The sequence below is a fragment of the Rhizobium sp. CF080 genome (assembly GCF_000282095.2).
Classification (GTDB): domain Bacteria; phylum Pseudomonadota; class Alphaproteobacteria; order Rhizobiales; family Rhizobiaceae; genus Neorhizobium.
In genome coordinates, this window is sequence record NZ_AKKC02000004.1 from 835,204 (window position 1) to 847,647 (window position 12,444).

Here is a 12,444-nt window from a genome sequence, read left to right on the forward strand (position 1 = left end):
GATGGAGCTTGTCGTCAAGGGCCGGGTGGTCGTGCCGGATGGCATCCTTGAAGGTGGCTGGGTAGCGATCTCCGAGGGGCGCATAGCGGCCGTCGGAGTGGGTGATGCTCCGAGCGCCGCGAGGATCGACGATCGTGGCGATGCGTTGATCCTGCCGGGAGCGGTAGACGGCCAGACCCATGCGACGAGCTATAAGGGGCTCCTTGGCATTGCCGACACCACGCGATCGGCAATTGCGGGTGGCGTGACCACGCTGGTCGACATGCCCTATGACAATCCCGAGCCGCTCGACCGCCCGGAACGGCTGGATGCCAAGGTCGCTGCAATCGCCGCGCATGCGCATGCCGACATGGCGCTATACGGAACGGCGACCCGCGAAACGGGCGTGGCCAACCTGGCGTCGCTGATCGACGGGGGTGTCGTCGCCTTCAAGATCTCGTCGTTTGAAAGCAATCCTGTGCGTTTTCCCCGGATTGGCGAGGATCTCGTGCTCGATCTGATGGAGGCTCTGGTCTTGACGCGTCTGCCACTTGGGCTGCACAACGAGGATCAGGAGATAGTCCTTTCCCGCATCGCGCAAGCGAAGGCTGCCGGTCGAGACGGTATCGCCGCCCATGTTAAAGCTCGCCCGGAAGCGGCCGAGCTGGCGGCGACCGGGCAGTTCCTTGCCCTCGGCCTGGCGACTGGCGCGCATGTCCATCCCGTTCACCTGACGACGGAGGCGGGCTTCCGGTTGACCGGAGCGATCGCCGAACTGGGCGCGGCGGCAACCGGTGAGCTTTGCGTCCACTACCTCTGGTTCGATGCCGCACGTGATGGCGAAAGGCTTGGGGCGCGGATGAAGGTGAACCCGCCGATCCGTGCGGCGGCGATCGACGGCCTCTGGCGGTCGATTTCCGAAGGCCTTGTCGCGTTCGTTTCCTCCGACCATTCCAGCTGGCCAATCGACAACAAGCTGACGGCCTCGATCTTCGATGCCGGTGCCGGCGTCCCGGGCCTCGAAACGCTCGTTCCCGCCTTCTTCACGGCTGCCGAAGCGCGGGGTCTCGATGCCGCCCGGTTTAGCGCGGAGTATCTGGCTGAACGGCCCGCCCGCTTCTTCGGTATCGACGACCGCAAAGGAGCGATCGTTGTCGGCCGGGAGGCCGATTTGATCGCGCTCGAACAGGGCAGCTTCATCTGGGACGAGGCGGCTTCTCACGACGGACTGAACTGGAGCCCCTTCCACGGCGAGACTTTTACGGTCCGTGTGGCGGCAAGCTGGTTGCGCGGGCAACTCGTCTGGGATGGACAGGACATTCTCAACAGCCCCGGAAGCGGCCGTTTCGTGCCGCGCGCCACAGCGGGCTGGTTCGCGACTGAAAAGGACTGACGATGACACTTCTCACCGAAAAGGGACGAGGCGTCTACGTGATTTCGGTCACGCCGTTCAAGGATGACGGATCGCTCGATCTCGACAGCCTCGACCGCGTGACGGATTTCTACCTTTCCGCAGGCGCTGACGGTCTGACCGTTCTCGGCATGATGGGCGAAGCTCCCAAGCTCACGGGAGCCGAGTCACGTCAAGTGATCCAGCGCGTCATTTCACGCGCACCGGGCAAGCCCGTCGTGGTCGGCGTTTCGTCGCCCGGCCTCGCAGCGCTGGCCGAAGTCAGCCAGGAAGCCATGGCGCAGGGCGCTGCCGGCGTTATGATTGCGCCGCCAATGAGCCTGCGCACCGATGCGCAGATCCTGAGCTACTATCGTCAGGCCTGCGGTTTCATCGGCAAGGATGTTCCGGTGGTGCTTCAGGACTTCCCGCTGGCAACGACGGTGCAGATCAGCGACGAACTCCTGGGGCGCCTGATCGATGAACTGCCGCAGATCGTGATGCTCAAGCACGAGGACTGGCCCGGCCTGTCGAAGATCTCGAAGCTTCGCGAGGCGGAAGCGAAGGGGCGTCGCCGTATCTCCGTGCTTTGCGGCAATGGCGGTGTTTTCCTGCCCGAGGAGGTCGCGCGCGGCGCTGATGGTGCCATGACCGGCTTCGGTTTCCCGGAAATGCTGGTCCAGGTGACCGATCTGGCAAGCCGCGGTGAAATGGACCGCGCGCAGGACCTCTTCGATGCCTATCTGCCGCTCGTCCGGTACGAGCAGCAGCCGGGCGTCGGCCTGGCCGTTCGGAAATACGTGCTGGCCAGGCGAGGTGCGATCGCCTCGGCCGCGCAACGTCAGCCGGGCGCGCAACTGGATGCGCTGGCCCGGGCAGAAGTGGAGCGGCTGCTTCGCCGCCAGGAGAAACGTATCGAGGAGCTGGGTTGATGGATTTCAGTTTTGCCGGACGTAAGGCGTTGGTTCTGGATGCGGGCCGTGGCCTTCGCGGGATGCTGCGGAACCTGTGAGATTCCAGGCTCTCGGAGTCTGAATGTGGACATAACCAGTAAGTCAAATCTAACCAAAAAAAGGGGAATGACATGATGAAGAAAACACTGAGCATTGCTTTCCTTGCCATGATGGCCACCTCCGCGCTGGCGGAGCCCACCCTGACCAAGGGCAAGATTTCGTTCGCAGCCGATTTCGCCGCGGCTCCGAACCAGTTCATCCGCACCGATGGCCAGAAGGACGGCCTCAATGTGGACATGTGCGGCGAGATCGGCAAACGCCTCGGCCAGGAAGTCGAATGGACCAACCTCGCGTTTCCCGGCCTGGTCCCCGGCCTGCAGGCCAAGCGCTTCGACAGCCTCTGCACCGCGATCTTCATCAATCCGGATCGTTTGAAGATCATGAACATGATCTCCTACGTTCAGTGGGGTGAAGGCATGATGGTTCCGAAGGGTAATCCCGGCGGCATCGCGTGCGAAGGCAAGATCGGCGTGCCGGCAAGCTACAATGCCTGCTTCGACGGCCTGGCGGGCAAGGTGGTTTCGGTCGCTGCCGGCGGCACGACCAACAAGAACCTCCAGGCGCAGAGCGACCGCATGGTCGCCGCCGGCAAGAAGCCGATCGACATTCGCGCATTCGACTCCAATTCCGAAGCCATTCAGGCCGCGACGACCAAGCAGGTCGATGCGGCCTATCTGAACGATCCGCAGGCGGCCTATTACATCTCGACCAGCAAGGCGCCCTTCGAAATGGCTTTCACGGGCAACGCCGCGAATCGTCTTGCGATCACCACCCTGAAGGACAACACTGAGTTGGCGACGATGATCGTCAAGGCGCTGGAAGAGATGCGCGCCGACGGCACCTACAAGAAGATCGTCGAGAAATGGGGCGTGGCCCCGGTCGATGCATTCGTGCTCAACCCGCAATGATCTGATGTAGGCTGACGATGCAGTTCTCGGTCGAGACATTCCTGCATTACCTGGCGCAGCCACGGTTTGCCACCGTGGCTGGCGTCACCCTGTTGGTCGCGATAGCGGCACAGGCGATCGGAACCGTCATCGGGCTGATCCTTGCGCTGTGTGCCCTGTCGCGACACAGGGCCTTGCGGATATTCTCCGGGACCTGGGTATGGCTGTGGCGCGGCACGCCGCCGCTGGTACAGCTTTTCCTCCTCTATTTCGGTCTGCCCCAGCTCGGCATCCGCCTTGGGGTGCTGGAGGCCGGACTGATCGGTCTGGGCTGCTACTCGGGCGCTTACATGTCCGAGATCATTCGCGGCGCCCTGCAGAGCGTGCCGTCCGACCAGATGCAGGCGGCGCGCGCAATGGGCATGAGCTGGCTGGGGGCGATGCTGCACGTCATATTGCCGCAATCGGTGCGGCTGATCCTGCCGCCGTTCGGCAACGAATTTTCGTCCATGATGCGGACGACGTCGCTCCTTTCGGTCATTTCGTTCAGCGAACTCCTGCGCGTCACGCGAACCGCAATCAACGAAACCTACGCTGTCATCGAACTCTATGTCGTAGCGGCCTTCTGGTACTTGCTGATGTATTCCGCCTGGATCATCGTGCAGCGCCAACTCGAGCGCTACGCCGCAACCGGCAGCGTCAAACGAAACATGACCACCGTCCCGCCCCTGTCGGCGAAAGGTTGAAGAGTTGTATTCCGGAGAAACCGAGATGAAGACCGCTGTTCTGTTCGGGGTCGGCGCCATGGGCGGCCGACTGCTGCGTGTGCTCGAAGCCGACTATCCGGGCATCGAGATCGTCGCGGCGATCGACACCGATGCCGCCAAGATCGGGCGCACGCTGGCCGAGGTGACTGGCTACCAGCGCTTCGGCGTTATCAAGATCGTCGGCGATCTTGCAACCGCGCTCGCCGGACTTTCGAAAAAGCCCGACGTGCTCGTGCATATGACCGAGTCCAAACCTCACCTCATCAAGGAGCAGTTGCTTGCGGCCCTGAATGCAGGCCTCAACGTGGTGTCCGCGGCCGAATCCATGTTCTATCCCGGCCTGCGCTATGGCGCGTTCGCGGATGCCCTGGACAGCGCGGCGCGTGCCAACGGCGTATCAATCACCGGCACAGGCATCAATCCCGGCTTTTCCTACGACGTGCTCCCGCTGGTGCTGGCGCGCGGTACCAGCGCCGTGAAGCGCCTGACCATTCATCGCTGCATCGACGTTACTGGCACGGGTCCGGGCGATATCGAGCACGTCGGCTACGGCCTGACGCCCGAGGAGTTCAACCGCCGGATTGCCGATGGCCGCGTCGAGGGACACATGGGCGCGCCAGAGTCGTTGCTGAGGATCGCGGACGCTCTCAATTTGGATATCGACGAGATCACCGAGGCGTGGGATCTCGAGACGGCCGATTTCGAAGTCGACAGCGGCGATCCGACGCTGGGCATTCTCCCGCCCGGCCGCGTGATCGGCATCACCCAACATGCCCGGGCTCTCCATCAAGGCAATGAAGTGCTCCGCACGTCGCTGGCGATGTATTACCAGCCGGAGAAGTTCAACCTCGTCGAGGAGGACAGGATCGAGATCGACGGCGCTATGCCGGTCAAGATGTCGATCAAGCCTGCGATGCAGTCGCTGTTCGGCGCAGCCAACATCATGGCCAACACGATCGTGCCGCTGGCCGAGGCCGAACCGGGTCTCGTTTCGCCACTGGATCTTCCGACTGGCGGTACCGTGCGTGGTCTTTCCCGCTATGCTGTCGATCCTTCGCGCCAGGCGAAGCCCGGTTACCTGCCGGTGACGAGGAAGGTCTGATTTCGTGGGCTTCGACGCTGGCATATTCCTGGATATCCTGCGGTCGCCTCTGCTGCTGAAGGCTGCCTGGGTCACGATCTGGGTTGCTGTCGTTGCCCAGACGATAGGAACGGTTCTGGGGTTTGCTCTTGCGGGCATGTTGGCGGCGCCCAGGTTGATGCGCTGGCCGGCGCTTGTCTTCATCTGGGTCTTCAAGGGTACGCCGCTGCTTGCGCAGATCCTGTTCTTTTATTCGGCGCTGCCGCAGATGGGCGTTCCGCTCAGCCTGATCGCCACCGGCTTGCTGGCGCTGGGTCTGAACGAGGGCGCACGAATGGCCGACATCGTGCGCGGCGGCCTGATGTCCGTCTCGCGCGATCAGCGCGAGGCCGGACTGGCGCTGGGTCTTCATCCCTGGCAGATTTTCGTCACGGTGGTGTTTCCACAGGCGATCCGGGCGATCGTGCCGCCGCTCGGCAATAACTTCAGCTACATGATCAAGGCCACGTCGCTTCTGGCGGCCATCTCGTTTGCCGAGCTCCTGCGTGTCTCCCAGCAGCTTGCCCAATCGACCACCCGAGCGCTGGAAGTCTATCTGGCCGTTGCCCTCTGGTATCTCGCGATCCTGACGATCTGGATGCTGATTCAGCATCGAATAGAAAGAGCCGTGGCGCTGAAGACCTCCAGCCACGTGTCTGCGCCCCCGCCGGTGGTCGAACGCGCCGTGGTGAGGGCGGACTTGGGTCCGGAGGCGCCTTCGCATCTCAATCCGGTGATCGAGGCGCGCAACCTTACCCGCAGCTTCGGGCCGATCAAGGGACTGGACGATGTCTCGCTGGCTGTCGGCAAGGGTGAGGTCGTGGTGGTCCTCGGCCCGTCGGGGTCGGGCAAAAGTACATTGCTGCGCGCGCTGAACTGGATCGAGCCTGCAGATAGCGGCGATGTCCTGCTGACCGGCGAGAGCCTGCCATGGGCCGATGCGGCCCGTCGTATCGCTCGTCCGGATCGCATGCTGGACAAGCGTCGTCGTCGCCTCGGCATGGTGTTCCAGAGTTTTGCGCTGTTTCCCACGATGACGGCACGGCAGAACGTCGCTTTGGGCCCACGCAAGCTGCTCGGCATTCCGAAGACGGAGGCGCTGGCTGCCGCGGACGGACTGCTCGACAAGGTCGGGCTCAGGGACAAGCTGCACGCCTATCCCGTGGAACTGTCCGGCGGTCAACGCCAGCGCGTCGCCATTGCGCGGGCATTGTCGATGAAACCCGATGCCTTGCTCTTCGATGAACCGACATCCGCTCTGGACCCGGAATCCATCGGGGGCGTCCTGGGCGTGATGGCGGATCTGGCCGGACAAGGTTTGACAATGGTCATCGTGACGCACGAGATTGGCTTTGCCCGGCGAATCGCCGACCGCATCGCCTACATGGAGCGTGGTCGCCTGTTGATGGATCTGCCGCGTGATCAGGCTTTTGGCGATGAAGCGCCGGATTACTTCCGCGCCTTTCTGTCTCGCGAAGGATAGTCAGGGATAAGCCATGTGGAATTGGCCATCGGGTAAAAACGCCGTCTTTCGGTTGCGCTTTGTACATGCATATCTGCCGGAGCGACCGTCGGGTTGCCGGCTGAAATGCCGATTTACAGATAGGAGTGCCCATGGCTGAGGTAACAGCAATCAGAAAGAAGCGCCGTGTGGTGCAGCCGGCAAAGCCGGCATCGCTGACGGAACAGGTTCACGAGGCGCTGCGAACCCTGATTCTGACATGCGCGATCCGTCCGGGTCAGGAACTGAACGAAGCTGAAATCGCCGAGCGCTTCAATATATCCAAGACGCCGGCCCGCGAAGCGTTGGCTGCCTTGCGCCAGGAGGGGCTGGTCAGGTCTTTTCCGCGCCGCGGCTATCAGGTCACGCCGATCACGTTTGCGGACATGGACGAACTGTTCGACGTGCGAACCATTCTGGAAGCCGGAGCCGCCGAATTCGCCTGTACCCGGCTGACAGGGGAGCAGATAGATCGTCTGAACTCCCTCGCGGATGCCACCTATAATCAAGGCGAGCAGCTCAGCCTCGCCACGTTCATAAGGTCCAACCGGGAATTCCATCTGGCGATTGCGGAAGCGACCGGTAATGGAAGGCTCGTCCAGTTGCTGACCCATCAGATCGATGCGCTTGAACGTTTCTTCTATCTGGGCGCCCAGTTGCGGGACGTGAACAACGAAACCAACGTCTCGCACCATCAGATAGTCGAAACACTGGCCCGCCGTGACCAGACCGCGGCTCGCGAGATCATGATTCGCCATAACGAGCAAACCCGCCAGGGACTGTTCCAGGCCCTGGCGGCGGGGCGGGGATACGATCTGATCAATCTGTAGCGCGGGGACAGCAGCTACAAAACTTAAGGGAACGCCGTCCGCCGAACTCGTGCGTAGACAGGAAATGATGATGGAAGCCGGATCATTGTGGGAGGCGATCACGCCATCCGCACCCATATTCGCGAAACTGACCGAAGCGATCACTGCCGATGTGGTCGTGGTGGGAGCGGGCTTCCTGGGTCTCTCCTCCGCTCTGCATGCCGCCGAGGCCGGCCTCGACGTGGTTCTGCTCGAAAGTCATCAGCCGGGTTTTGGTGCTTCCGGGCGCAACACCGGCTTCGTGGTTCCCAGCCTCAAGACGTCGCTCGGACCTGCCGAGGTGGCGACGGCGCTTGGTGCCGATCATGCCGGGCGCCTGCTGAAACTGGTAGCAGGTTCCGGCAGGGCGGTATTCGATCTCATCGGGCGTCACGAAATTGACTGTGATGCCGTCCAGAACGGCTGGTTGCAGCCCGCGCATTCGCGCGCGGCCGAAGAGGTGCTTCACGGCCGCATGCCACGGCTGCTGGCCGCCGGCGTCGACGCCGAATGGCTCGACCGCGATGCCATGCTCAAGCGTACGGGGCTTCCGTCACTGCATGGAGGAATAAGGGTGGCCTCCGGTGGCCAGATCACGCCGCTCACCTACGCGCACGGGCTTGCGCGCGCTGCCATATCGGCGGGAGTGCGACTGTTCGGGGACAGTCCGGTGGTGGGCATTGAAGCCGATGAGCAAGGCTGGCGCGTCCGGACCGCGGGCGGAGAAGTCCGCGCTCGCCGCGTACTCATGGCCACCAATGCGCTGATCGGCGACCTGCTGCCGGAGCTGCGCGCATCGATAATTCCTGCCCGTGTCTTCCAGATCGCAACCCAAGTACTGCCGCAGGCTCTGCGCGCGACACTTTTGCCGGACATGGCGCCGGTCGCCGATACGCGCCGTCATACTTTCGCATTGCGCTGGTCTCCGGACGGCCGGCTCGTGACCGGGGGTATGGTGCCGCCGCTGCCTGGACGAATGGCACTGGCCCGCAGGCTTTTTGCAAATCGTCTCCGCCGCATAGTTCCGGATCTCCCGGACGTCAGGGTGGAATATTCGTGGACCGGGGTCATTGCAGGGACTCTGGACTTCCTGCCGCGAATGATGCGGCTGAAGCCCGGTCTCGATGCGGTGATCGGCTGCAACGGCCGCGGCGTGGCATTGACGACGGCGCTCGGGCGCGAAATCGGTCCTTGGCTGGCCGGAAGGATCGCGGACGCCGATCTGACGCTGCCGCTGACAGCGCCACGCCCGATCCCCTTCAGCCGCATCTCCGGACTTGGACCGCATCTCATTCTTCCGGTCTGGGAAGTGCGCGACGCTTTCGAGGCGCGGTTCCGATAGAATCGCATCAATTTCTGTAAACAAGGAGCCATGACATGAGCGAAGAGACCGTTGGCGGCAAGATCAAGTGGTCGCGTCAGGAAGAGGTCGCGCTGACCTGGGTACACCAGGGGCAGGAATTCAGCCATCGGCTGGTCACCAAGAAGCTTCACGGCTCGTCGATCTCCTTTCATATCACCACCTACATGCCGCACTTCGATACGATGGTTGAAGGCGACGGGGTGCATGAAGTGATCCTCTATTGCCTGCATGGCTGGTCGAAACAGATCGTCGAGGAAACCGGCGAGGAGCACATCTTCAAGCCGGGCGATGCGATGTATCTGCCCAGGAACTACCGCTACCGCCATATCATCGGCGAGGCCGGGCTCGTCATTGCGGTCTGCGCCAACCCGTCGAAAGAGGCTGGCGACATGTAATTGCGGGTGCGGGCGGTGACGCGAAGCCGCCGCCCGTCGTTCCAGCCAGAAAGGTACCGGACATGACAAACATTGCGCCCCGGCATTTTGCGCCGTCTTCACTCATCTGGGCCGAATTGACCCGTGCCGAACTGGCGGCCAAGCGGGATGCCGGCGCTCTGGTCATCGTGCCGACCGGGGCGATCGAGCAGCATGGGGACTTTCTTCCCGTCGAGACCGATACGCTGCTGGCTTCAGCCGTCGCCGAACTGGCGGCCAATCGTGTTACCGGCTTGGAGATTGTCGTGGCTCCCGCCGTCCCCGTAGGCTTTTCACCGCACCACCTGAGCCATCCCGGCACGATCAGCCTGCGGCTGGAAACCTATCTTGCCCTGCTCGCCGATACCGCGCGATCCATTCTCGATTCCGGATTTCCCCGCGTGGTGTTCGTCAACGGCCACGGAGGCAACTCGGCTCCGTTGCGCTCGCTTTGCGCCCAGATGGTGACCGACGGATATGCGGTCGGCATGGTCGATTATTTCGCGCCGGGCGAAAAGGACTGGCTCCCATTTTTGAAGGGTGGTCTGCACCGCACCGGTCATGCCTGCGAACAGGAGGCTGCGCTGACGATGGCGTTGACCTCTCCCGAAGCGCAGGAGCGGGTCAGGTCGGGGATCGAGGGACTTCCGGCGCGGCTGGTGCAGCCCTGGATCGCGCCAGGTCATGAGGACGATCCGATAACGACGTTTGGCGCCGGCTGGCCGCCGATTTTCCAGGCCGATGATTGCGGTTATTTCGGAGATCCGGCAAGTGCGACAGCCGAAACCGGAGCGCTGATCCTCGAAGCGACGGTTGCGGGTCTCGCGGCTTTTCTCGAGGCATTCGCCCGTACCCCTTTGCGGCTCGGGATCTCTCGCGATCAGGCCAAGCCAAGGTTGACGCCTTGAACATGGCGCATACTTCGGCTCGTCGTTGTCGCCGGCATATCGTTATCCCGGCGCTGCGCGCTGGGAAGGGGAAATTCCAAGCGCCACTCACTGACACATGGTGTATGTGACAATACCTGGATGCGCAGTATTTCTGCGCCGTAGCGTAGGCCGCTGGTCAAGTTTCGACCGTGGGCGTATAATCTCCATACGTGCAGGTTCGGTCCGATGGTGCCGTTCTTCACGCGGATATCCGTTGTGATCGTTGTTGTCTGTGACAAAAATGGAGAGGAATTGTTATGGCGCATTTTCACGTGATCGCGGGAGGCAACAGGAAGGCTGCCTATCCCAATGTGCGGCGCATCAATGTGGCCGATGTCTTCACCTCGCTGCGTCAGGGTTTGGATGATTTCTGGACCAAGCCGTCGCACTACGTCTTTCTATGCCTGATCTATCCTGTGGCCGGGGTGGTTCTCGCGTATTGGACATCCGGCGCCAATGCGCTGCCGCTGCTGTTTCCGCTGATGTCGGGCTTTGCCCTGATCGGTCCGATAGCGGCGCTTGGTCTTTATGAAATCAGTCGCCGACGCGAGCTTGGCCTTGACACCTCCTGGCAGCATGCGCTCGAAATCAGGCATTCCCCGGCGGTCCCGGCAATCCTTGCCATCGGCCTTATGCTGGCGGTGATTTTTATCCTGTGGCTTCTGACGGCGCAGTCGCTCTATGTCAGCCTGTTCGGGCCGGCGCCGCCGGAATCGCTGATGACTTTCTTCAACGAGGTGTTCTCGACGAGCAGGGGGTGGCAGCTGATCCTCTACGGCAATGCCCTCGGCTTCCTCTTCGCTCTGGCCGTGCTTTGCACAACAGTCATTGCATTTCCGCTGCTTCTTGATCGTGACACCGGTGCGGCGACAGCGGTTTACACCTCGATGAAAGCCTTCGCGGTCAATCCCGTGGAATTCATACTCTGGGGTCTCATCGTGGCGGTGCTTCTGGCCATCGGCTTTGCGATGTTCTTTGCTGGTCTGGCTATCGTGATCCCCGTCCTTGGGCACGCGACCTGGCATCTGTATCGCAAGGTCGTTGAACCGGAATCCGGCTTGGGGAGCGGCACCGGTCGGTAGGTCGGAAAACCGGCTTCGGCACTGCCCGTCAGGGCGCTGTGCCGAAGAAGGCGAGGCGGGTGAAGATCGTATAGTCGGCCTCCGATACCATCAGCGCGACGAAAACCAGCACCAGCAGCGGCGGCAGCAGGATGGCGTAGACGAGCGCCAGCCGTTCCCAGGCCATGTGCATGAAGACTGCAACGATCAGCCCGGCCTTCAGCATCATGAACAGCAGGATCAGCGTCCATCTGAGATAGCCCTGCAGGCCGAGATAGTCGACCATGTAGGAAAAGGCGCTGAGCACGAAGAGCATGCCCCACACGAAGAGGTAGAGCCGGATCGGATGCTGCTGCCCGGTTTGGAGCTGCTGTCCAGCTTGGATGTGTGCATGTGCCGTTGTCTCGTTCATGACGACCTCACCACAAATAGAAGAACGCGAAGATGAAGACCCAGACCAGATCGACGAAGTGCCAGTAGAGGCCCATGATTTCGACGGCCTCGTAGCGACCTCTCCGGCTGGTGAAGAAGCCGCGCCGTTCCTGGTCGAAATCGCCCCGCCAGACCTTGCGGGCGACGATGAGGAGGAAGATGACGCCGATCGTGACATGGGTGCCGTGAAAGCCGGTGATCATGAAGAAGGTCGATCCGAACTGTGCCGCCCCCCAGGGGTTTTCCCAGGGGCGCACGCCTTCGGTGATCAGCTTCGTCCATTCGAAGGCCTGCATGCCGACGAAGCATGCCCCGAGAAGCGCCGTCAGCAGCATCAGCATCGCGGTCCTGTGGCGTTCGCGGCGATAGCCGAAATTGACCGCCATCGCCATGGTGCCGCTGCTCGAGATCAGCACGAAGGTCATGATCGCGATCAGGATCAGCGGCACGTCCTGGCCGCCGATATGCAGCGCGAAGACCTCGCTCGGATTGGGCCAGGCGACCGGCGTCGACATGCGTGCGGTCATGTAGGCGATCAGGAAACATCCGAAGACGAATGTGTCGCTGAGCAGAAAGATCCACATCATCGCCTTGCCCCAGGAGGCGGTCTTGAAGGCGCGCTGATCCGAGCTGAAATCGGCGGCAACACCGCGCAGGCCCGCTGGCCTGAGGTCTGGCTCGCCATGTGTCCCGATAGTCTGTGCCATCTGCAAATCTCCTGGTTCGGCTCCCTTGGTTCGG

General features: G+C 62.1%; 13 protein-coding genes. 11 read left to right on the top strand and 2 right to left on the bottom strand.

Annotation, left to right across the window (positions count from 1 at the left end; genetic code table 11):
- The first annotated feature begins 1 nt into the window (after window position 1).
- The 11 genes from PMI07_RS11015 to PMI07_RS11065 all read left to right on the top strand — a co-directional run bounded on the left by PMI07_RS11015 (window position 2) and on the right by PMI07_RS11065 (window position 11,292).
- Window positions 2–1,372, top strand: coding sequence for an amidohydrolase family protein (locus PMI07_RS11015; RefSeq protein WP_024163735.1), 1,371 nt, complete (start codon window positions 2–4; stop codon window positions 1,370–1,372).
- Window positions 1,373–1,374: 2 nt separating this feature from the next.
- A complete protein-coding gene (locus tag PMI07_RS11020) occupies window positions 1,375–2,301 on the top strand; it encodes a dihydrodipicolinate synthase family protein (protein ID WP_007757213.1) in 927 nt (308 codons plus the stop codon).
- Window positions 2,302–2,453: 152 nt separating this feature from the next.
- Entirely contained in the window at window positions 2,454–3,290 is an 837-nt protein-coding gene (locus PMI07_RS11025; protein WP_007757214.1) for an ABC transporter substrate-binding protein, read from the top strand.
- A 17-nt stretch (window positions 3,291–3,307) separates the two neighbouring features.
- Window positions 3,308–4,015 carry an amino acid ABC transporter permease gene (locus PMI07_RS11030; RefSeq protein ID WP_007757215.1) on the top strand — a complete coding sequence of 236 codons (708 nt, stop codon included), beginning with the start codon at window positions 3,308–3,310 and terminating at the stop codon, window positions 4,013–4,015.
- 25 nt (window positions 4,016–4,040) lie between these two features.
- Complete coding sequence (locus tag PMI07_RS11035; protein ID WP_007757216.1) at window positions 4,041–5,138, top strand: hypothetical protein; 1,098 nt, start codon at window positions 4,041–4,043, stop codon at window positions 5,136–5,138.
- A gap of 4 nt (window positions 5,139–5,142) precedes the next feature.
- Window positions 5,143–6,639, top strand: a complete 1,497-nt coding sequence (locus PMI07_RS11040; protein ID WP_007757217.1) for an amino acid ABC transporter permease/ATP-binding protein — start codon at window positions 5,143–5,145, stop codon at window positions 6,637–6,639.
- Window positions 6,640–6,770: 131 nt separating this feature from the next.
- Window positions 6,771–7,487 (top strand): GntR family transcriptional regulator, encoded by a 717-nt coding sequence (locus PMI07_RS11045; RefSeq protein WP_007757218.1) that lies wholly within the window; start codon window positions 6,771–6,773, stop codon window positions 7,485–7,487.
- 70 nt (window positions 7,488–7,557) lie between these two features.
- Entirely contained in the window at window positions 7,558–8,847 is a 1,290-nt protein-coding gene (locus tag PMI07_RS11050; RefSeq protein ID WP_024163736.1) for an FAD-dependent oxidoreductase, read from the top strand.
- 35 nt (window positions 8,848–8,882) lie between these two features.
- On the top strand, window positions 8,883–9,263 hold the full coding sequence (locus tag PMI07_RS11055; RefSeq protein WP_007770189.1) for an ectoine synthase: 381 nt from the start codon (window positions 8,883–8,885) through the stop codon (window positions 9,261–9,263).
- Between the two features lie 62 nt (window positions 9,264–9,325).
- Window positions 9,326–10,189: a creatininase family protein gene (locus PMI07_RS11060; protein ID WP_007770187.1), complete on the top strand. Its 864-nt coding sequence runs from the start codon at window positions 9,326–9,328 to the stop codon at window positions 10,187–10,189.
- A gap of 278 nt (window positions 10,190–10,467) precedes the next feature.
- Window positions 10,468–11,292: a DUF2189 domain-containing protein gene (locus PMI07_RS11065; RefSeq protein WP_007770186.1), complete on the top strand. Its 825-nt coding sequence runs from the start codon at window positions 10,468–10,470 to the stop codon at window positions 11,290–11,292.
- A 28-nt stretch (window positions 11,293–11,320) separates the two neighbouring features.
- Here the strand turns inward: PMI07_RS11065 and PMI07_RS11070 are convergent, their stop codons facing one another.
- Both PMI07_RS11070 and PMI07_RS11075 read right to left on the bottom strand, forming a co-directional pair.
- Window positions 11,321–11,683 carry a cytochrome C oxidase subunit IV family protein gene (locus tag PMI07_RS11070; protein ID WP_007770185.1) on the bottom strand — a complete coding sequence of 121 codons (363 nt, stop codon included), beginning with the start codon at window positions 11,681–11,683 and terminating at the stop codon, window positions 11,321–11,323.
- Between the two features lie 7 nt (window positions 11,684–11,690).
- Window positions 11,691–12,410: a heme-copper oxidase subunit III family protein gene (locus tag PMI07_RS11075; RefSeq protein WP_007770184.1), complete on the bottom strand. Its 720-nt coding sequence runs from the start codon at window positions 12,408–12,410 to the stop codon at window positions 11,691–11,693.
- Between the last annotated feature and the right edge of the window lie 34 nt (window positions 12,411–12,444).